The organism is Comamonas sp. wu1-DMT (genome assembly GCF_040187805.1).
In the GTDB taxonomy this organism is placed as follows: domain Bacteria; phylum Pseudomonadota; class Gammaproteobacteria; order Burkholderiales; family Burkholderiaceae_C; genus Comamonas; species Comamonas thiooxydans.
This window is the reverse complement of the sequence record NZ_JBANEM010000007.1, coordinates 61,724-81,133: the sequence shown is the minus strand read 5'-3', so window position 1 is coordinate 81,133 and position 19,410 is coordinate 61,724. Positions and strand designations below refer to the sequence as shown.

General features: G+C 62.2%; 19 protein-coding genes. 12 read left to right on the top strand and 7 right to left on the bottom strand.

Features of this window, described 5'->3' with window-relative positions; genetic code table 11:
* Positions 1 to 343: 343 nt before the first annotated feature.
* A complete protein-coding gene (locus V8Z78_RS11905; protein ID WP_051517679.1) occupies positions 344 to 1,195 on the bottom strand; it encodes an NAD-dependent protein deacetylase in 852 nt (283 codons plus the stop codon).
* On the bottom strand, positions 1,195 to 2,634 hold the full coding sequence (gene cls / locus V8Z78_RS11900; protein ID WP_003062731.1) for a cardiolipin synthase: 1,440 nt from the start codon (positions 2,632 to 2,634) through the stop codon (positions 1,195 to 1,197). The genes V8Z78_RS11905 and cls overlap by 1 nt, the downstream gene beginning before the upstream one ends.
* Positions 2,635 to 2,802: 168 nt before the next feature.
* On the opposite strand from cls, the gene V8Z78_RS11895 reads away from it, so the two are divergent.
* Complete coding sequence (locus V8Z78_RS11895) at positions 2,803 to 3,099, top strand: helix-turn-helix transcriptional regulator (protein ID WP_003062729.1); 297 nt, start codon at positions 2,803 to 2,805, stop codon at positions 3,097 to 3,099.
* Between the two features lie 87 nt (positions 3,100 to 3,186).
* Positions 3,187 to 3,774 (top strand): GAF domain-containing protein, encoded by a 588-nt coding sequence (locus V8Z78_RS11890; RefSeq protein ID WP_349731418.1) that lies wholly within the window; start codon positions 3,187 to 3,189, stop codon positions 3,772 to 3,774.
* Between the two features lie 27 nt (positions 3,775 to 3,801).
* Here V8Z78_RS11890 and V8Z78_RS11885 read toward each other — a convergent pair whose 3' ends face one another.
* Positions 3,802 to 4,650 (bottom strand): fumarylacetoacetate hydrolase family protein, encoded by an 849-nt coding sequence (locus V8Z78_RS11885; RefSeq protein ID WP_003062724.1) that lies wholly within the window; start codon positions 4,648 to 4,650, stop codon positions 3,802 to 3,804.
* Between the two features lie 49 nt (positions 4,651 to 4,699).
* Entirely contained in the window at positions 4,700 to 5,431 is a 732-nt protein-coding gene (locus V8Z78_RS11880) for a maleate cis-trans isomerase family protein (RefSeq protein ID WP_003062722.1), read from the bottom strand.
* 280 nt (positions 5,432 to 5,711) lie between these two features.
* On the opposite strand from V8Z78_RS11880, the gene V8Z78_RS11875 reads away from it, so the two are divergent.
* From V8Z78_RS11875 to V8Z78_RS11845, 7 genes are all read left to right on the top strand, one after another.
* Entirely contained in the window at positions 5,712 to 7,019 is a 1,308-nt protein-coding gene (locus V8Z78_RS11875; RefSeq protein ID WP_003062719.1) for an MFS transporter, read from the top strand.
* Positions 7,020 to 7,048: 29 nt separating this feature from the next.
* Entirely contained in the window at positions 7,049 to 8,275 is a 1,227-nt protein-coding gene (locus V8Z78_RS11870; protein ID WP_502878840.1) for a serine hydrolase domain-containing protein, read from the top strand.
* 8 nt (positions 8,276 to 8,283) lie between these two features.
* Positions 8,284 to 9,717 (top strand): dihydropyrimidinase, encoded by a 1,434-nt coding sequence (gene hydA / locus V8Z78_RS11865; protein WP_003062715.1) that lies wholly within the window; start codon positions 8,284 to 8,286, stop codon positions 9,715 to 9,717.
* Between the two features lie 20 nt (positions 9,718 to 9,737).
* Positions 9,738 to 10,484 carry an aspartate/glutamate racemase family protein gene (locus tag V8Z78_RS11860; RefSeq protein ID WP_349731416.1) on the top strand — a complete coding sequence of 249 codons (747 nt, stop codon included), beginning with the start codon at positions 9,738 to 9,740 and terminating at the stop codon, positions 10,482 to 10,484.
* 142 nt (positions 10,485 to 10,626) lie between these two features.
* Complete coding sequence (locus V8Z78_RS11855; RefSeq protein WP_003062712.1) at positions 10,627 to 11,274, top strand: GntR family transcriptional regulator; 648 nt, start codon at positions 10,627 to 10,629, stop codon at positions 11,272 to 11,274.
* Positions 11,275 to 11,432: 158 nt separating this feature from the next.
* Positions 11,433 to 12,020 carry a chromate transporter gene (locus V8Z78_RS11850; protein ID WP_003062711.1) on the top strand — a complete coding sequence of 196 codons (588 nt, stop codon included), beginning with the start codon at positions 11,433 to 11,435 and terminating at the stop codon, positions 12,018 to 12,020.
* Positions 12,017 to 12,616, top strand: a complete 600-nt coding sequence (locus tag V8Z78_RS11845) for a chromate transporter (protein ID WP_012838902.1) — start codon at positions 12,017 to 12,019, stop codon at positions 12,614 to 12,616. Before V8Z78_RS11850 ends, V8Z78_RS11845 begins: the two co-directional genes overlap by 4 nt.
* Before the next feature lie 89 nt (positions 12,617 to 12,705).
* On the opposite strand, the gene V8Z78_RS11840 is transcribed toward V8Z78_RS11845, so the two are convergent.
* Positions 12,706 to 13,479, bottom strand: a complete 774-nt coding sequence (locus V8Z78_RS11840; protein WP_012838903.1) for an SIR2 family NAD-dependent protein deacylase — start codon at positions 13,477 to 13,479, stop codon at positions 12,706 to 12,708.
* Between the two features lie 91 nt (positions 13,480 to 13,570).
* On the opposite strand from V8Z78_RS11840, the gene V8Z78_RS11835 reads away from it, so the two are divergent.
* The gene (locus tag V8Z78_RS11835) at positions 13,571 to 15,511 is read left to right on the top strand and encodes a hybrid sensor histidine kinase/response regulator (RefSeq protein WP_349731415.1); all 1,941 of its coding nucleotides are present in this window, start codon (positions 13,571 to 13,573) and stop codon (positions 15,509 to 15,511) included.
* A gap of 79 nt (positions 15,512 to 15,590) precedes the next feature.
* Here the strand turns inward: V8Z78_RS11835 and rlmB are convergent, their stop codons facing one another.
* On the bottom strand, positions 15,591 to 16,361 hold the full coding sequence (rlmB, locus tag V8Z78_RS11830; RefSeq protein ID WP_057092598.1) for a 23S rRNA (guanosine(2251)-2'-O)-methyltransferase RlmB: 771 nt from the start codon (positions 16,359 to 16,361) through the stop codon (positions 15,591 to 15,593).
* 305 nt (positions 16,362 to 16,666) lie between these two features.
* Between rlmB and sstT the strand changes: the two genes are divergently transcribed.
* Positions 16,667 to 17,899: a serine/threonine transporter SstT gene (sstT, locus tag V8Z78_RS11825; protein WP_003069469.1), complete on the top strand. Its 1,233-nt coding sequence runs from the start codon at positions 16,667 to 16,669 to the stop codon at positions 17,897 to 17,899.
* Positions 17,900 to 17,999: 100 nt separating this feature from the next.
* Here sstT and V8Z78_RS11820 read toward each other — a convergent pair whose 3' ends face one another.
* Positions 18,000 to 18,680, bottom strand: coding sequence for an ABC transporter ATP-binding protein (locus tag V8Z78_RS11820; RefSeq protein WP_003069470.1), 681 nt, complete (start codon positions 18,678 to 18,680; stop codon positions 18,000 to 18,002).
* On the opposite strand from V8Z78_RS11820, the gene V8Z78_RS11815 reads away from it, so the two are divergent.
* The gene (locus V8Z78_RS11815) at positions 18,679 to 19,410 is read left to right on the top strand and encodes an arylesterase (RefSeq protein ID WP_046460821.1); all 732 of its coding nucleotides are present in this window, start codon (positions 18,679 to 18,681) and stop codon (positions 19,408 to 19,410) included. The genes V8Z78_RS11820 and V8Z78_RS11815 overlap by 2 nt on opposite strands.

Here is a 19,410-nt window from a genome sequence, read left to right as displayed (position 1 = left end):
CTGCGATCCGCACGAACTGCCAACCTCTGTGCGCAGGTGAGCCGAGTCGACGGCCAAGACACTTCCCCGAGTTTGCAGGAACCGGAATACCTGCGCCGTACATTCCGACGGCCTGAGCTCCACCAGGAGTTTCAGGCTGGAGCTTTGGCTGCATGGCCCACACCTATGCAGAACACGAGCCGCTCAAGGGCGGCACACAAATCCCTTGGCACTCCCCGCCACTTTATGGAGCGCAACCATGCACCGCTGCTGCGCCGCGATTTCCACCCGACCGATGGCGACGAACCCGAGGAGCATGCAGACTGTTCCCCCCTGCCCTCATCCGTTGCGCGGAGGGAATGAGCTAGCTTGCCTCGATCAGGCCCATCAGGACCTGACCCACATCGGCCTCCACCTTGAAAGCCAGCAATGCATCGGCCCTTGTCACGCCTTGATTGATGGCCACGATGGACTTGCCCTGCTCATGCGCTGCCAGCGCAAAACGGTAACCCGAATAGACCATCAATGAAGAGCCTGCGATCAGCACGGCGTCGGCCCTGGCCACTGCCGCCATGCAGGTCTGCACGCGTTCACGCGGCACGGTCTCGCCAAAGAACACCACATCGGGCTTGATCAGGCCTGTTCCGCAATGTGGGCAGGCCGGCACGACAAAGCGGCTGAAGTCCTGGTTTTCCAGATCGGCGTCGCCATCGGGCGCCGGTGCTGCATACAGTTCAACCCAGGCCGGGTTCAGCTCCAGCAGCCGCTGCTGCAGATCGGCGCGGGCAGAGCGCTTGTCGCAGTCCATGCAGCGCACGGTGTCGATGCGCCCGTGCAGGTCCACGATGTTCAGGCTGCCGGCCGCATCATGCAGGCCATCGACATTCTGGGTGATCAGCAACTCCAGCCGGCCTTGCTGCTCCAGTCGCGCCAGTGCCTGATGGGCGGAACCGGGCCGCGCCTGACCCATCACGCGCCAGCCCAGCATGGAACGCGCCCAGTAGCGCTGACGCACCAGCACATCGCCCATGAAGGCCTGATAGGTCACGGGCTGGGGGCGCTTCCACTGTCCGTTGCGGTCCCGATAGTCAGGGATGCCGACTTCGGTGCTGCAGCCGGCGCCACCAATGACTACCACACGCGGGTGCGCATGCAGCCAGTCTTGCAGGCGCCACAGCGCCAGAGCATCCACACAATGGTTCAAGGTTTCACTCACTACAGCAGCGGCGATGTCAATCGGGCCACGGAACCGACCAGCCGTCGCCGCAGACCTTTTTCGCTGCGATATTGCACCATTCGAGCCTGGCCCAGGTCAGCCTCGAACTGCGCAGCGATGGCCTGATTCAGCTCTGGCCCGTAGCCAATCACACAGACCTCGTAGTTGAGGAAAAAGCTGCGATAGTCAAAATTGGCCGTGCCGATCATCGCCATATTGTCATCGACCACCAAGGTCTTGGAGTGCAGCATGCTGGCCGCATATTCATAGATATGCACTCCGCAGCGAATCAGCTCGTCAAAATAGGAGCGCGCAGCGGCCGTCACCAACAGCGAATCAGACTTCTTCGGCACCAGAATGCGGACCTCCACACCGCGCAGTGCAGCATTGGTGAGAGCCGTCAGCGCGCCTTCGGTCGGCACAAAGTAAGGCGTGGTCAGCAAGATGCGTTGCTGTGCCGCGTTGATGGCCGCCAGATAGGAGCGATAGATGGCGTCCAGCTGGTCGTCAGGCCCGGAGGTCACGACCTGCATGGGGATGGGGCCGTCTTCGCAATCTGGCAGCAGATCATCAAGATCGTTGGGCAGCCGGTGCGGATCGTCGCTGCGGGTGTAGGCCCAGTCCTCGAGAAACACTGTCTGCAGCCAGTTGACGACGGAGCCTTCGACCCGGATATGCACGTCATGATAAGCATCGTCACAAATGCGCTCGTTCTCTTCATCGGTGACGTTCACACCGCCCGTAAAGCCCACTTTTCCATCACAGACCAGAATCTTGCGGTGGGTACGGAAATTGACCACGGGTCGCAGCCGCCGCCCTATCTTGGCATCGTGAAAGCGCAGCACCTCGGCCCCGGCCTGCTGCAGCGGCTCCAGAAACTTTCGCCCCAGCTTCTTGGAGCCCAGAGCATCCACCAGCAAACGCACCTGCACGCCTGCACGTGCCTTCTCGATCAGCAGATCACGCAAGGCCGTTCCGGTCTGATCGGGCTCGTAGATGTAGTACTCCAGATGCACGTGGTGGCGTGCTGCGCTCACGGCCTCGGCAATCGCATCAAAGGTCGCCGCACCCCCCACCAGCAACTGCATGGAAGTGGCCGTGCTGACCGGGAAATCGCTGGTCATGCCAACCAGCCGTGCCACCTGACGCAGGCGCTCCTGCTGGGCCGGAATGCGTTCCCTGAGTTTTTGCATGCTGTTGCGCACACGCGAACGCTTGCGCGAGCGCAGCCGCTTGATACGCTGGCGCTTCATGCGTTGCGGACCGAAGTAGTAATAGACCAGCAGACCCACCACAGGTAACGCAGCCATGGACAACAGCCAGCTCAGTGTGGCAATCGGCTGGCTGCGCTGCAGCAGAATCCAGATGCCTACCACGACGACATACAGCGACCAGCCCACGGACAGCCAGAGCTTGACGCTCTCGTGGCTCAGCTGCATTGCTATCCAGTCCAATTGCACACTCCTGTTGTTCGATGAACCATCGCCACCATGCCCTCGCAGTATGGCAGCGGCATGGCAGACTGCGGCGACCCGCCTGCCCGGGGGAAACACCCTCCAGCAGGCGCCATGCTTTTGTACCGCGCTACAAAGAGTATATTGATACGCATGATTTCCGAACTCATCACGACTCTGGCCCAGGCCCGCAAGGCCGCCCGCATCACCCAGGCCGATCTGGCCGAACGTGCCGGCCTGTCACGCATGGCCGTACAACGCACTGAAACCGGCGATGTAGACCCGCGCTTTTCCACTCTGCAGGAAATGGCCCGTGTGCTGAATATGGAGCTGATCGCCGTGCCGGCCGAGCTGCACGCCCAGGTGCTGGCACTGATTCAGCCCCAGACCGGCCAGACGGCTGCAGCCGACCACATCGCCAGTCCTGTGACCGACCAGGATTCGCTATGAGGTCTTACGTATTGTTAACTTGAGAACCCTGTTTGCTCGGCCACAATGGCCCGAGGTTTGTTTGCGCGACATTCAGAGGTTTGAGAGATGGCGATTCACAACTGGGATTACGCACCGGAGGCACTGGAGGTACAGGTCAGCGAATTGTTGCTGGCCACGGCAGATCGAAGTGACGAACTGGTCGATGAAAACGTGCGCCTGGTCCTGCAGGAGCTGCGCCAGCACCTCAATATGGAGGTGATTTTTGTCTCCGAGATCCGCAACGGCCAGCGCATGTTCCAGCATGTCGATACCACCCCCGGCCAGGAATTGATTGCCACTGGCGGCGGCGGTCCCCTTGAAGAGTCGTTTTGCCAGTGCGTGCTCGACGGCATTCTGCCCGGCCTGGTCCAGGATGCGACCAGCCACCCAGCCTTTGCCAAGCTGCCTGCAACTCCTTTTCGCGTGGGCGCCCATCTGAGCACGCCCATCGTGCTGGCCAGCGGCAAGGTCTACGGCACGCTGTGCTGCTTCAGCCAGGCGGCCGATGAAAGCCTGACGGCCAAGGACCTGCAAAAACTCGAATGCGTGGCCAGGATCACGGCCAGGCGAATCGATATCAAGCAGGCCCAGCAGCTCCAGCCAGCCGAAGAAAAGCGCACGCCTTCCGGCCCGGCTTCTCCCGGAAAGCTCTAAAAACCAGCTCTCCGGGAAAAAGCTGCGTCAGTTCACTGCCACGCAGACCTGGCGCTGCTCGCCCAGCCCATCGGCACCCAGCCGCACCACATCGCCGGGCTTGAGAAAGACGGGCTGCGGCTTTTGCCCCAGACCCACGCCCGCAGGCGTTCCGGTGAGAATCACATCGCCGGCCTCCAGCGTCATGAACTGGCTGATATACGAAATGAGCGTGGGCAGGCTGAAAATGAAGTTTGCCGTACTGCCGTTCTGCATGCGCTTGCCGTTGACTTCCAGCCACAGGCCCACGCGATGCGGATCGGTAATTTCGTCGGCCGTCACCAGCCAGGGGCCCAGCGGCGCAAAGGTGTCATGGCTCTTGCCCTTGGTCCAGGTGCCGCCACGCTCCAATTGCCAGCCGCGCTCGGACACATCGTTGGCCAACAGATAACCGGCCACATGGGACAGAGCCTGCGCCTCGGTCACGCGCCGCGCGCGGCTGCCGATGACAACGCCCAGCTCCACCTCCCAGTCGACCTTGTCCGCGCCCTGCGGAATCTGCACCGCATCGCCCGGACCGCAGATCGCCGTCACGGCCTTCATGAACAGCACGGGTTCGGCCGGCGCTGGCAGTCCGGCCTCGGCCGCGTGGTCAGCATAGTTGAGACCCGCACAGACCAGCTTGCCCACCTGTGCCACGGGGCAACCCAGGCGTGGCGTTCCGTCAACCCTGGGCAAACGGCTCCAGTCCGTATGCCGTATGCGCTCCAGCGCATCGGGACCTAGCTGGCCCGGGCCCCAATCGGGCACCAGGGCCGATGCATCACGCAGCACGCCGTCGGCGTCCAGCACGCCCGGGCGCTCCGCACCCGCGCTGCCATAGCGAAGCAGTTTCACGATGGTTGTCTCCTTATGAATCGGTCAGTGTCGCCCTCTAAGGCCTTCATCATGCAATATCGAACAGGCGGCCCCAGCCTTTGACGGCGGAAGGATCACGCCCGGCCGCGCGCAGCATGCCCCAGACCGTGGTACTCACGGTATCGAGCAGCGGCACGCCCCAACGGCGCTCCACCTCTTCGGCCAGGTGCGCAGCGCGCAAATTGGTGCAGTAAGTCACGACGGCGTCAGGTTTGCCTTCTTCGATCACGTTGCCGATGAGTTGCAGCAGTTGCTCGGGCTCCACCAGCGCAAAGCTGTGGTTGACCGAGATGTCCAGATGGCGCTCTGCCGTGGTCTCGACGCCTGCGGCGCGGTAGTTGTTGACGATGCATTGCTGCACGTCCGCCGTGTACGGGCTGACGATGGCCAGCTTCTTCACGGAGAGCTTTCCCATCAGCTCATTGAGTGCCAGGATGGCCGTCGTGGCCTTGATGCCGGTGCGCTCGGTAATACGCTCGCACAGCCGCATATCGGTCTCAAAGCCGCGCCATCCTGCGGCCGTGCCGCTCCAGCCGATCACGTCCACCTTGGCATCGGCCAGCAGCTCGGCTGCGGCCAGGATCTTGCTGTCGTCAAACTGGTTCAGTGCCCCCTCGGCCAGCGAAATCTCAGTCACCGTGAAGCGCGAAAAATGGGCCGAGCAGTTGCCGGCACTGGCAGCCAGCGCGCTGGTCAGAGGCTCCAGCGCGGTGTTGGAAGAAGGCGTGAGCACGCCCAGGCATGTCGTAGTTGCAGTCATCTTGCTTGTCTCCGTTGTATGGCCAACCGGCAAACCGGTTGGCCGGCATTGTTCACCTCACCCAAACAAACGTCAACAATATTGTTGACAATAAATCAAAATCCAATCTCTCAAAGTTATCCGACAAGAAAATCTTCACTTCGTCACCGCCTTTCGCCTCACAACATATTTCAGAGAAAAATTCCCAAATAGGTGTTTACGATATTGTTGACAATATTGTCGACATTTAGATTTCGACCTCACATCGAACAATCAACCAACCGATGGAGCGAGACCCGAGATGCAAAACCCAACCACACTTGCCGCGCCACAGGCGGCGGCAGCGCCGACCAAGGTGCGCTGGAAGATCTTCCTGATGATGCTTTTCCTGATCGCGGTCAATTACATTGACCGCGCATCGCTGTCCGTGGCCATGCCCATGATCGCCAAGGAGTTCGATCTCAGCCCTGCCGTTCAGGGCCTGCTGATGAGTTCCTTCTTCTGGACCTATGCCTTCATGCAGATTCCCGGCGGCATGCTGGCCGACCGTTTCGGCCCACGCGTGGTCATCGTCTGCTCCACCCTGGGTTGGGGCTTCTTCCAGGCCATCGCCGCAGCTTGCACCGGCTGGGTGTCGCTGCTGATCACCCGTCTGGGTCTGGGCGCTTCCGAGGCCCCCATCTACCCTGCAGGCGGCAAGCTCAACGGCATCTGGATGACCCAGAACGAACGCGGCCGCGGCGCCACACTGCTGGACGGTGGCGCACCTCTGGGTGCCGCCCTGGGTGCGCTGATCATCGCCGGCCTGCTGACCCATTTCGACTCCTGGCGCGTGTCCTTCGTCGTCGCGGGCGTTGGCACCATGATCGCGGGTGTCTTTGCCTGGTGGTATATCCGCAACCATCCCCGTGAGCACGCCGGCGTCAATGAAGCCGAAGCTGCCTTCATCGAGGAAGCACATGCCGCCGACCTCGCCGCCGAGCCCGCCCATGCCAGCGGCAAGGTGATGGACTTCTTCAAGTACCGCTCGGTATGGGGCATGTTCTTCGGCTGGATGTGCTTCAACGCGCTGTTCTACGGCCTGCTGACCTGGATGCCCACCTACCTGTCCAAGGTGCATGGCATGGACATCAAGCAGATGGGTGGCGCCGTGTTCATCATGTTCTTCTCCGGCTTCGTCGGTGAGATGGTCGGCGGCTGGATTGCCGACAAATGGAAGGCTGCGGGCGCTTCGCAAGCCAAGGTGCTGCGCACGCTGTTCGGTATCGCCTCGATCATCGCCACCATCGCCATCTACAACGTGGCCCGCTTCAAGGACCCCGTGACCATCGTGATCCTGCTGTCGGTAACGCTGTTCTTCCTGCGCTGGTGCGGTCTGTTCTGGTGCGTTCCTTCCATTCTGGGCACCCGCAAGCGCGTCGGCTTCCTGGGTGGCGTCATGAACCTGGGCGGCAACTTCGCCGGCATCGGCGTACCCATTCTGGTGGGCTTGATCGTGCAGGCCACCGGCTCCTACGACATGGCCATGATGCTCTTCGCTGCTGCGGGCGCAGGCCTCTTCGTCTGCTCGTCGATCATGATCGACTACAGCAAGAAGATCCCGGTCTAAGTACCGCCCTGCCTCGCCTGGACACTTTGATGGAGAACCCCATGCCCTTGCCCACACGCCGAGCCGTGGCCCTGACCTGCGCCACGGCCATCGCCTCTACCCTGAGCGCATATGCCGCCACGCCAGCCAGCCGCAACTCCGTCGCCGTCCAGGCGAGTCCCGATTTCCCTGCTGCCGCCCCCGAGTCCGTAGGCGTGGATTCGCGCCCTCTGGTGCAGTTGTCCGAGATGATCCGCAAGGAAAACCTCGACGTGCGCAGCTTTCTCGTCGTCAAGGACGGCAAGCTGATCTATGAGCGCTACAGCCAGGGCCTGACGCGCAACCACAACTACGAGCTGTACTCCATCACCAAGAACGTGACGGCCCTGGCCGCCGGCGTTCTGGTGGACGAGGGCCGCAGCAAGCTCGACGAGAAAGTGGCGCCCATCCTGACCAAGGCCCGCCCCGACCTCCAGGATGCCTTCTCCGACAAGCAATCCATCGAACTGCGGCATGTGCTGTCCATGTCCACGGGCCTGGTCTATAACTTCAAGCCCACCGACGACCCCATCTACTACGGCGCCCCCGACCGTCTCAAGCTGGCGGCCGAAACTACGCCCAAGGTAGCGCCCGGCACGACCTTCGACTACACCGACGTCAACCCCATCCTGGCCAGCGCCACGCTGGGGGCCGACGCCGGTATGCCACTGCAGGACTTTGCGAAGGAGAGACTCTTCAAGCCCATGGGCATGAGCCATTACACCTGGGAGCGGGCTGACGACAAAGGCCTGGTCTCCTCCGGCTGGGGACTGCGCCTGCGCGCCGTGGACATGGCCAAGCTAGGCCAGTTGGTGCTGACCGGCGGCCGCTGGGACGGCAAGCAGATCGTCTCCCAGGCCTGGGTCCGGACCATGACCGCGCCCGCCTCGGCGCCATGGTATGGCTATTACTGGTGGATCAACGACATCGTCGCCACCGAGCCCGAAACCCACGCCATAGGCTTCAAGGGCCAGTTCATTGTGGTATTGCCCGAGCGCAATGCCGTGGTGGTCATGACCAGCATGCTGCCCATCGAAGGCGGCCTGCGCGAATCCCGGAACGTGCTGGCCATCCGCCGCATGGTCAATGACTACGTGCTGCCCGCACTGAGCAACCAGGCCCATGCCAAACCCACGCCCGCCCGCCACAAGGCGTTGGCGCGCGAACTCGAACTCGCATCACAACACCAGGGCAAGTCCGGAGCACCGGCAGACCCGACCGACACCCCGAAACTCTGATATTCAGCATGAAATCCAGCGAATTTGATCTCGTAGTGCGCAATGCGCGCGTTGCCACCGCCAGCGACATCTTTGAATCCGATATAGCCATTCGCGACGGCAAGATAGTCCAGCTGGGCGCCAACCTGCCCGCCGGCGCCCGCGAATATGACGCTGCCGGCCGCGTGGTCACGCCCGGCGGCATCGACGCCCACTGCCACCTGGACCAACCCATGGAACCGCCGGTGCGCATGGCCGACAACTTCGACAGCGGCACGCGCGCCGCAGCCTGCGGCGGCACCACCACCGTGATTCCGTTCGCGGCCCAGGCCAAGGGCCAGTCGCTGCGCGCGGCCGTGGAGGACTACCACCGCCGCGCCGACGGCAAAGCCCACGTGGACTACGGTTTCCACATGATCGTCAGCGACCCCACCCCCGAAGTTCTGGAGAAGGAACTGCCCCAGTTGATCCGCGAAGGCTATACCTCCTTCAAGATCTACATGACCTATGACGATCTGAAGCTCAACGACGGCCAGATCCTCGACGTGCTGGACGTGGCGCGCAAGTACGACGCCACCGCCATGATCCATGCCGAGAACGCCGACTGCATCCAGTGGCTGACCAAGCGCCTGGAAGCCAGCGGCCGCTCCGCTCCGCGCTACCACGCGGTCTCTCGTCCCATGCTGGTGGAGCGCGAAGCCACCCACCGCGCCATCGCGCTCTCGGAGCTTGCCGATGTGCCAATTCTCATCGTCCATGTCTCGGGCCGCGAGGCCGTCGAGCAGATCCGCTGGGCCCGCTCCCACGGCATGAACATCATGGCCGAGACCTGCCCGCAATACCTGTTCCTCAGCGCCGAGGATCTGGGCATAGATGACAGTTATCAGGGCGCCAAGTGCGTGTGCAGCCCACCGCCGCGCGATCAGGCCAACCAGGAAGTGATCTGGAACGGGCTGAACGACGGCCTGTTCACCGTGTTCTCCTCGGACCATGCGCCGTTCAACTACGATTCCCCCGAAGGCAAGAAGCCCAATGGCGAGGAGGTGTCCTTTGGTCACATTCCCAACGGTATTCCTGGCATCGAAACCCGCCTGTCGCTGCTCTACACGCATGGTGTGCTGACGGGCCGCATGACACTCAACCGCTTCGTGGAGCTGACCTCCACCAACCCGGCCAAGGTCTACGGCCTGCATCCGCGCAAGGGCAGCATTGCCATCGGCGCCGATGCCGACCTCGTGGTCTGGCAGGAAGGCGAACGCGCCATCAGCAACCGCGATCTGCACCACAACGTGGACTACACGCCCTATGAAGGCCAGCAGCTCAAGGCCTGGCCCTGCCTCACCCTGTCTGCGGGACAGGTAGTCTGGGACGGCGAGCAATTCCACGCCCGCGCCGGCAGCGGCCGCTTCCTGCAGCGCGGCGCGCCCACACTGCTGCCCAAGCGCCACCAGGCCCGCTTCTGAAACTTCAGCACGAACACACCATGAAACTGCTCATCATCAACCCCAATATCTCCGAGAGCGTCACCGCGCTCATCGAGAAAGAGGCCAGGCTGGCCGCCGCGCCAGACACGGAAATCACCATGCTGACCGCTCCCATGGGGGTGGCCTATATCGAGACGCGCTTCGAGGCCATGATTGCCGCCTACGCCGTGGCCGAGCTGGCCGCCGAACATGCGCACCAACATGACGCCGTCATCCTGGCGGCCTTTGGCGATCCGGGCCTCGAAGGCCTGCGCGAGGCTCTGGACATTCCCGTGCTGGGCATGACCGAGTCCGCACTCATGAGCGCCTGCATGCTGGGCAAACGCTTCTCGATCATTGCCATCTCCAGGCGCATTACCGCCTGGTACCGAGATATGGTCGAGCGCAACGGACTCATAGACCGGCTGGCCAGCATTCGCTGCCTGGACGAGCCTCTGCGAGATATCGGAAGTGTGCAGGATGACCATGCAGCACTCCTGCAGGCCTTGTGCGAAGCAGCGGTCAGCGAAGATGGCGCCGATGTACTGATCATTGCCGGCGCCCCGCTGGCGGGCCTGGCACGCTCCATCAAGCAGAGTTTGCCGGTGCCAGCCGTCGATGGCGTCTCCAGCGCCGTCAATCATGCGCAGAGCCTGGTCTCGCTGGCTCCCGCTGCGGCACGCGCAGGCAGTTTTGCCAAACCACCGCGCAAGGACTTCAAGAACCTCCCCCCGGGGCTCACCCAGCTATTGAGCCAGCTGCCCTGAACAGGCTGCGGGATAACCTCAATCGGGATGTTCGAATCCGACATGCCGCGTGACACTAGAATTCACCGGCATGTCGACAAAACACACTACAAAAGTGAACAATCGAAGCAACACATCTCGATCTGAAATTACCGTGGATGAAATGGCAGCCCGCATTGCCACAGCCATCCATGAGCACCGCCTGCTGCCGGGAACCAAGCTCGGCGAAGACAGGCTGGCCAATATCTTCAACACCAGCCGGGCTCGCGTGCGCGAGGTCCTTGCCCGCATGGCCCGCGACCAGATGGTGGAGCTGTTCCCGCAGCGCGGAGCCTTTGTTGCCAAGCCCAGCATCGAGCAGGCGCTGGACGTCTTCGAAGCGCGCCGGCTGATAGAGCCAGGCATTGTGCGTCGCCTCGTTCTGAACATGGACAACAGCAAGATCCGTCGCCTGCAGGCTCATCTGAAGCAGGAGCGCGATGCTCGCGCCAATTCCGACAAGCGAGCCACGGTTCGCCTGTCCGGCGAATTTCATGTACTGCTTGCCGAACTGGCCGGCAACTCCGCGCTGCTGCGCAGCATGCGTGAACTGTCCACGCTGACCTGCCTGACGATTTCGCTGTATGAATCGGCGGTCAACACCTGCTGTCTGGTGGACGAGCACGAGGCCGTGGTCGATGCCATTGTCGCGGGCAATGGCGAGCTGGCAGAACAGCTGATGCTCAGCCATCTGGATCACATACAGGGCAGCCTGCGCCTGGAGGCCGATGCCGACGACGCAGATCTGGAACAGATACTGGGCGACCTCTGACCTGCGCCAGGCGTCGCGATCCGGCAACGGGAGCCATCAAAGTGATCGATACGCCCTTCTCTACTGAAGATGGCTGGCAGCTATCCGGGCAGGGGCGTCCGCATTAGCATCCACGGCTGATCGCCATCACTTTCTCCAGAGGCCCAGAGGCCCTTTCAATGAGCTCACCCGCCCCTTCCTCACTGCCGCAAGCCGAGCGGCCACGCCCGCGCCATCTGAGCGAACTGTTCTGGTCGCTGACCTTTCTGGCCTTGCAGGGCTTTGGCGGTGTGCTGGCCGTGGTGCAGCGCGAACTGGTCGAAAAACGCCAATGGCTGAGCAATGAGGAGTTCATGGAGGATTGGGCCGTGGCACAGATCATGCCCGGCCCCAATGTGGTGAATCTTTCCATCATGCTGGGCGAACGCTACTTCGGCTGGCGCGGCGCCATCGTGGGGTTGTGCGGAATGCTGACGTTTCCCATGCTGGTGGTCATCAGCCTCACCCTGATCTATACCCAGTTTGCGGCCAACCCGGCCGTGGCCGGAGCCCTGCGCGGCATGGGCGCCGTGGCGGCAGGGCTGGTGGCGGGCATGGGCCTGAAGCTGGCTGGCACGCTGCGCAAGCACCCGCTGGGCAAGTGGTATTGCGCAGGGCTGGCCATCGCCGCCTTTGTGCTGGTGGCCGTGCTGCGCCTGCCGCTGTTCTGGGCCTTGCTGCTGGTGGGCGCAACAGGCTGCGTGCTGACCTACCGGAGGCTGGCATGAGCACGCTGACGATCGAGCTGCAGACCGTGGACTGGCTGCATCTGTTTGCCTATTTCCTGACGCTGTCGCTGATGGCCGTGGGTGGAGCCATCACCGCTGCGCCCGATATGCACCGCTATCTGGTCGACGGCAATCGCTGGCTGTCGGAAACCCAGTTCACCAGTTCCATCGCCATTGCCCAGGCCGCCCCCGGCCCCAATGTGTTGTTCATCGCCCTGCTGGGTTGGAACGTGGGTCTGAATGCAGGAGGCGGCACCGGCCCGGCGGCCTGGGGACTGGGAGCACTCGGAGTTGCCGTATGCATGGTGGGCATTTTGCTGCCCAGCTCGCTGCTGACCTGGCAGGCCTCGCGCTGGGGTCAGCGCAACCGGGACAAACGCGGCGTGCGCGCCTTCAAGCAAGGCATGGCTCCGCTGGTGATTGGTCTGCTGCTGGCGACAGGCTGGCTGCTGGGCAGCGCCAACGGCAACCCTGGCAGGGACTGGAAGCTATGGCTGCTGAGCCTTGCATGCACATTGCTGGTATGGCGCACACGCATTCATCTGCTGTGGCTGCTGGCTGCCGGCGCGGCGCTGGGTGCGCTGGGCTGGGTGTAAACGCAGTACCGCCCCCGGGGTCGGAAGATCGACGTCAACTGCCAAAGCAGTCTCCTCACCGAGACAGCCGCTAGCAATCCCATCCTGGCCTACTCGGGACTTGCCAGCAGCAAGGGCAGCACCTGTGCCGATGGCATGGCGATCATCTGGTCGGCCACCGAGTCCAGCTCGCTGGCATGGGGGTTGATGATGACCACGCGCGCCCGGTTGCGCCGTGCGATCTTGGCCAGACCTGCTGCCGGGTAGACTGCGCCCGACGTGCCGATCACCAGCATCAGCTGACATTGCTCTGCCGCCTGCTCTGCCCTGGCCCAGGTCTGGCTCGGCAGAGACTCGCCAAACCACACGACGGCAGGCCGCAGCAAATTGCCGCAGGCGGCGCAATGAGGCGGCTCGCCCGGGACAGCCTGCTCCATGTCGCAGGACGCACAACGGCGATTCAGCCAGCGATTCCTGCTCAGCTCCCCATGCAGGCTCAGCACACCTTCACTGCCCGCCTGCTGGTGCAGACCATCCACATTCTGCGTGATGAGTGTCATTCGACCGGGATGCTGCCTTGCCCAACGCGCCAGCGCCAGGTGCCCCTCATTGGGAGTCACCTTGGCAACCAGCGCACGTCGGTGCTCGTACCAGCGCCAGACATGAGCCGGATCGCGGCGATACCCCAACTCGCTGGCCATTTCCTCGGGCTTGAACTGGGACCAATACCCGTTTGCATCCTCTCTGAAAGTGGGCACTCCCGACTCGGCGCTGACACCTGCCCCGGTCAGCACGGCCAGTCGCTGCGCCTCGCCCAGCCAGCGACGTACGCAGGCAATCGCACCCAAGGACGTCGAAGAATTGTCAATAAGTGCTTGAACCAAGGCTATAACCTCAAAAATCGAGTTGCAACGTGGAATACTTGAATTTCCCTGCGGAGCTTCTTCTTTGCCTGATATTGCACCACACCAGCATATGAACGAATCGGGCCAATTGTTCGCACTTCAGCAAGCCATGACGCCTGCAGCATTGGCATGGGGTCTTGTTGATGTCCAGACATTGGAACTGCGCTTTGCCAATCCTGCATTGCAGCGCCTTCTGCAGCCCAGTCACCAGGCACCCGGCATTCCCGCGCGCGAGATTCTGGAAACAGCCAGGCTGGCTATCAGGCAGTGCGTGGAGACAGGCCTGGAAGCGACTGCAAACTTGCCCGATCACCCCGGACTCTGGCATTTTTCGCCGATTCAGGGCAATGGCGCGGCAGAAGCGGTGCAATGCTATGTATTGCCGACCGAAACCTCGTTTCGTGAACCCGATGACGAGCTCGGGCTGGGGCATGTCAACCGCTTTGAGGACTTTCTGGACCACCTGCCCTACCAGGTCTGGATTGCAACACCCCATGGAGAGGTGACCTGGCTCAACCGGGCCCTGCATGAATACGCCTACCGGGAAGTACGCCCCCTGAGCCTGCGCGAAGGCATATGGATTGATATCGTGCATCCAGACGATCTGGCGACCGTCAACACCGGGCTGTCACGCGCCCTGATCACCGAAAAGCCGACGGGATACCGGCTGCGCATCAAGCGCCATGACGGACAGTTCCACTGGTTTTTCTCGTCGCTGTCTCCCGTCAAGAATGCGCAGGGCAGAATTCTCTACTGGGTCGGCGCCAACCTGGGCATAGACAGCGTCCGGCAATCCGAGAATCAGCTGCGCGACCAGATCACCACGCTGAGCCACCAGCTGAGACTCAAGCAGCAGGCGCTGGATCAGGCCGAAACCTACCTCGCCCAAGCCCAGAAAATGGGCATGGTGAACCAGTTGTCTGCCGGTGTCGCGCATGACATGAAGAACCTGCTTTTCATCACCGGCCTGCATGCCGGCATGCTGGAGAAGCAGCTGGGCGAGCCCGAGCAGCTCGAACATGTGGATGTGATACTCAACACCATTCAGAAAGCAGGCAGCCTGGCATCGCATCTGACGGGATTCAGCAGTCGCAAATCCATGCAGCTGGCTGCCGCCGACCCCCGTGCACTGGTGCAGGATCTGGAGCCTCTGCTGAGCAAGGCCGTAGGCCAGAACGCTGAACTGCAGCTGCATATGGCGTCCAGCATCTGGCCCATCAGCGTGGACAAGCTGTATTTCGAAAACTCGCTGATCAATCTCTGCATCAATGCGCGTGATGCCACCGAAGAGCAGGGCCAGATCACGCTGACAGCGGAGAACGTGCTGCTAAAGCGCGCCAGCCATGCGGGCGACTACGTGATGATCAGCGTGGCCGACAACGGCATGGGCATGAGTGAGGAGATCAAGGCCCGCATCTTCGACATGTTCTTCACCACCAAGCCCGAAGGCAAGGGCGCGGGCCTGGGCCTGCCCATGGTCAAGAACTTCATGGACCATGTCCAGGGCCTGATCGAAGTGGAAAGCACTCCAGGCCTGGGCACCATCGTGAGCCTGTACTTTCCGCGTGCACAACCGGTCGTGCCGCAGAGCCCGCAAGCCTCGGCCCCTGCGGGCCGGCAGGAAACGATTTTGCTCATCGAGCCTGATCTGGCCACGCGCAATGCCATGGCCCAGGTGCTCTACGGACTTGGTTATCAGGTCGTGACCGCATATTTACCCGAAGTCGCGCTGCGCTATATCAACAGCGGCATGAAGGTGGATCTCATCATTGCCGCCGATGAGTTTTCCGGTGCCTTGAGCATCGCAAAAATGCAGGAAAAGCTGGCCCGGGAGCATGTTCTCATTCCGCTCATCCTCATGACCAGCAGCGAAGAGGCCGAAGTGCCGCATGCCCAGGAATGCCGCTACGTGGTGCTGAGCAAGCCCATGGAGATTGGCGAGCTGGCACGCACCGTGCAGCGCATGCTGCATCCGGACTTCACGACGCCAGCCGATCTGCCGGCCGTCTGAGAACGGCTCGGCCGGACCTTCAAAAAAGGCGTGGCTGCTCTCGCAGCCACGCCTTGCCTCAGATACAGGGAAAGCCGGCTCAGGCCTTGATCGCCACGGCTTCGGCCAGGCGCTGGCGCAAAGCCTCATAAAGACACACACCGCTGGCCACGGACACATTCAGACTCTCCACCGCGCCCTGCATGGGAATACTGACCAGCGCATCGCAGGTCTTGCGGGTCAGCTGGCGCATGCCATCGCCCTCGGCCCCCAGCACCAGTGCCGTCGGTCCGGTCAGATCCATCTGGTAGAGATGTTTGTCGGCATCGCCGCTGGTGCCGATGATCCAGATGCCGCGCTCCTTGAGTTCCTTGAGCGTGCGCGCCAGATTGGTGACCATGAAGTAAGGCACGGTCTCGGCCGCGCCGCTGGCCACCTTGGCCACGGTGGCGTTGATGCCGGCCGCGTGGTCCTTGGGAGCGATCACGGCATGCACACCGGCGCCGTCGGCTACACGCAGGCAGGCCCCCAGGTTGTGCGGATCGGTCACACCATCGAGCACCAGCAGCAGCGGGGCCTTCACCCCCTCCTCCTCCAGGTCGTCGAGCAGCTCGTCGAGCGTGCGCGTGTCCTTGACTTCTTCCACGCGTGCAGCCACGCCCTGATGGCCGTGAGAGCCGGCGAGCTTGGCAAGGCGCAGGGCATCGGCCTCGATCAGACGCACCCCGGCTTCCTTGGCACGTTCCAGAAACTGGCGCATGCGCGCATCGCGGCGCGAAGCCTCGAAATAGACTTCGATGATGGATTGGGGGGCGGTCTTCAGACGCACGCCTACGGCGTGAAAGCCGAAAAGAACTTTGGGGGACGACATGGGGCCACATTATCCCGGCGTTTACGGCAGACCTGAGACTCGCAGGGCCATGTCTGGGCTGACAGCTGAGGTTTTCCATTGCCGCTACACTGCGCCCCCAACGGGCAAGGCACCGGTTCATCAAGCAGTACCAGCATGGTTTTTTCCGAGTGCGAGTCTTCACATGAAGCTCCACTGCCGCCCAGAACGACTGGCAACAGGCTTGAGCCTGCTGCCCCGGCATTCACGCATATAGCCTCTTCATGTCCGGCATGAGGAGGCTTACGTGTTTGTATCTCCCTCCCATCCCATAACGAATACCCAGCATGCTCAACGCCTTGCTCGATTGGTTCAACCGCAGCAGCCTGGTGCTGCAGATTCTGATTGCCCTGATTCTGGGCGGCCTGGTGGCCTGGCTATGGCCGGCCGCCGCCCAGTCGGTTTCCCTGTTGGGCAGCTTGTTCATTGCCGCGCTCAAGGCTGTCGCTCCGGTTCTGGTGCTGCTGCTGGTCATGGCTGCCGTCAGCAGCCACCGCCCCGGCCAGGAAACGCAAATCAAGCCCGTGCTCTGGCTGTACGTCATCGGCACGCTGGCGGCGGCCTGCGTGGCCGTTGCAGCCAGCGCGCTCTTTCCCTCGGTGATTCACTTTCGTGAAGCGCCCAAAGTCCAGAGCGTGCCCGGCGAGATCAGCCAGGTGCTGAGCACCGTCGTCCAAAGCCTGTTCGACAACCCCGTCAATGCATTGCTGAACGCCAACTACATCGGCATTCTGGCCTGGGCTATCGCGCTGGGCTTGGCACTACGCCACGCCACGCCCACCACCCGCACCATGGTGGAGGACTTTGGCCATGCCATCACCCGCGTGATTCAAGGCGTGATTCGCCTGGCCCCCTTCGGCATCTTCGGCCTGGTGGTCGCCACCTTCTCCTCCGGCGGGCTGGAAGCACTCAAGGACTACGCCCATCTGCTGGCCGTGCTGGTCGGCTGCATGGTGTTTGTGGCATTGGTGATCAACCCAGTCATTGTCTGGACACAGACTCGCCGCAACCCCTACCCGCTGGTGCTGACCTGCCTGCGCGAAAGCGCAGTGACCGCCTTCTTCACGCGCAGCTCGGGAGCCAACATTCCCGTCAATCTGGCCTTGGCCCAGAAGCTCAGGCTCGACGAGAACACCTACAGCATCTCCATCCCGCTGGGCGCCACCATCAATATGGCCGGCGCTGCCGTCACCATCAGCGTGCTGACACTGGCCGCTGCCCATACGCTCAATATCTCGGTGGACATTCCCACGGCCATACTGCTGTGCGTGGTCTCTGCGGTCTGTGCCTGCGGTGCCTCGGGCGTACCCGGTGGCTCGCTGCTGCTGATTCCGCTGGCCTGCAGCCTGTTCAACATTCCCAACGATGTGGCCATGCAGGTGGTCGGTGTCGGCTATGTGATCGGCGTGATTCAGGATTCGACCGAGACAGCCCTCAATTCCTCGACCGACGTGCTGTTTACCGCGGCCGCCTGCCGCGCCGCAGAGCGCAGGGCCGGGCTGGAAGTCGCGCGCATCTGAGGCTTGAACTCAGAATCTACTGATTTGATAGCTGCAAGCGCTTATTTGATAAGCGCCAGATCCCCAAAAAGGCCTGTGATCACACAGGCCTTTTGGTTTTTCAGACAGAGCGCCCGGCTTCTATGGTGATGCTTCGATCACATTGCGCCGCAATCTCGCGGTCATGCGTCACCAGAATCAGAGTCGTGCCGCGCTCGCGGTTGAGCGCAAACATCAACTCCATGATGGTCTGGCCCGTGGCGAAGTCCAGACTGCCGGTGGGCTCGTCGGCCAGCAGCACGGCCGGCTCCACCACAAAAGCACGCGCCAGGGCCACGCGCTGCTGCTCGCCGCCCGACATCAGCCTGGGATAGTGATTGAGACGCTGGCCCAGGCCCACGCGCTCCAGCATCTGCGAAGCTCGTGCTCTCGCATCGCGCTGACCCGCCAGCTCCAGCGGCAGCATGACGTTTTCCAGCGCCGTGAGATTGCCCAGCAACTGAAAGCTCTGGAAGACAAAGCCCATCTTCTGTGCCCGCACCGCTGCCCTGTCGTCCTCGCTGAGTGCAAACAGATCCTGGCCCAGCAAGCGGACCGTGCCGCGACTGGGGGTATCGAGGCCGGCCAGAATCGACAGCAAAGTGCTTTTACCCGAGCCGGAGGCACCCACAATGGCAACGGTTTCGCCGGCCGTGAAACTCAGATTGATATCCCGCAAAATATCCAGCACGCCTGTGGAATCGCTCACCGATTTGGACAGTTGCTCAACGGCAATCAAAGGAATGGCAAGAGTTGTGGACATGAATCAATTGGATAGCAAAAACGTCAAGAGTCGCAACCAGCACTTTGCACTGCAGCGCCGTCACTGTATCGCTGTTGCTCTGTCGCTCGCCATTTCAGGGGCTTGCGGTGCGGCAGTGGCCTCATCGCCCGCCAGGAACAAGGAGCCGGCCAAGGCCGCTCCCGGCGCGAAACCCGGCCCGGTGCTGGTACTTGGCGATTCTCTGAGCGCCGAATACGGCCTGACGCGCGGCAAGGGCTGGGTGCAGTTGCTGCAGCAGCGCATGAATGACGAAAAGAATCCGCGCAAGGTGGTCAATGCCAGCATCAGCGGCGAGACTACGGCCGGCGGCAGAGCGCGCCTGGCATCGCTGCTCAGGCAGCATGAGCCGGGCATCCTGATTCTGGAGCTGGGCGGCAACGACGCATTGCGCGGCCTGGCGCTGCAGAGCACTCAGCAGAATCTGGAAGTCATGATCAAGGCCGCCAGGGAGGCCGGGGCCCAGGTGCTGCTGGTGGGCATGCAGGTACCGCCCAACTATGGTGCGGCCTATACCGAGCAATTTGCCGAGATGTTCAGGAGCATTGCCGACGCGCAAAAGCTGCCGCTGGTGCCGTTTCTGCTGTCGGGCATCGGCGATGCTGCGGACGCCGAGCGATGGTTTCAGAGCGACCGCATTCACCCCAATGCCCAGGCTCAGCCACAGATGCTGGCCAATGTCTGGCCCAAGCTCAGGCCATTGCTGAAATAA

Bases quoted from the DNA above. Each gene is read 5' to 3' on its own strand.
- cls (WP_003062731.1), bottom strand. From the start codon at position 2,634: ATGCAGCTGAGCCACGAGAGCGTCAAGCTCTGGCTGTCCGTGGGCTGG.
- V8Z78_RS11895 (WP_003062729.1), top strand. From the start codon at position 2,803: ATGATTTCCGAACTCATCACGACTCTGGCCCAGGCCCGCAAGGCCGCC.
- V8Z78_RS11890 (WP_349731418.1), top strand. From the start codon at position 3,187: ATGGCGATTCACAACTGGGATTACGCACCGGAGGCACTGGAGGTACAG.
- V8Z78_RS11880 (WP_003062722.1), bottom strand. From the start codon at position 5,431: ATGACTGCAACTACGACATGCCTGGGCGTGCTCACGCCTTCTTCCAAC.
- V8Z78_RS11875 (WP_003062719.1), top strand. From the start codon at position 5,712: ATGCAAAACCCAACCACACTTGCCGCGCCACAGGCGGCGGCAGCGCCG.
- V8Z78_RS11870 (WP_502878840.1), top strand. From the start codon at position 7,049: ATGGAGAACCCCATGCCCTTGCCCACACGCCGAGCCGTGGCCCTGACC.
- hydA (WP_003062715.1), top strand. From the start codon at position 8,284: ATGAAATCCAGCGAATTTGATCTCGTAGTGCGCAATGCGCGCGTTGCC.
- V8Z78_RS11860 (WP_349731416.1), top strand. From the start codon at position 9,738: ATGAAACTGCTCATCATCAACCCCAATATCTCCGAGAGCGTCACCGCG.
- V8Z78_RS11855 (WP_003062712.1), top strand. From the start codon at position 10,627: ATGGCAGCCCGCATTGCCACAGCCATCCATGAGCACCGCCTGCTGCCG.
- V8Z78_RS11850 (WP_003062711.1), top strand. From the start codon at position 11,433: ATGAGCTCACCCGCCCCTTCCTCACTGCCGCAAGCCGAGCGGCCACGC.
- V8Z78_RS11845 (WP_012838902.1), top strand. From the start codon at position 12,017: ATGAGCACGCTGACGATCGAGCTGCAGACCGTGGACTGGCTGCATCTG.
- V8Z78_RS11835 (WP_349731415.1), top strand. From the start codon at position 13,571: ATGAACGAATCGGGCCAATTGTTCGCACTTCAGCAAGCCATGACGCCT.
- rlmB (WP_057092598.1), bottom strand. From the start codon at position 16,361: ATGTCGTCCCCCAAAGTTCTTTTCGGCTTTCACGCCGTAGGCGTGCGT.
- sstT (WP_003069469.1), top strand. From the start codon at position 16,667: ATGCTCAACGCCTTGCTCGATTGGTTCAACCGCAGCAGCCTGGTGCTG.
- V8Z78_RS11815 (WP_046460821.1), top strand. From the start codon at position 18,679: ATGAATCAATTGGATAGCAAAAACGTCAAGAGTCGCAACCAGCACTTT.
- V8Z78_RS11820 (WP_003069470.1), bottom strand. From the start codon at position 18,680: ATGTCCACAACTCTTGCCATTCCTTTGATTGCCGTTGAGCAACTGTCC.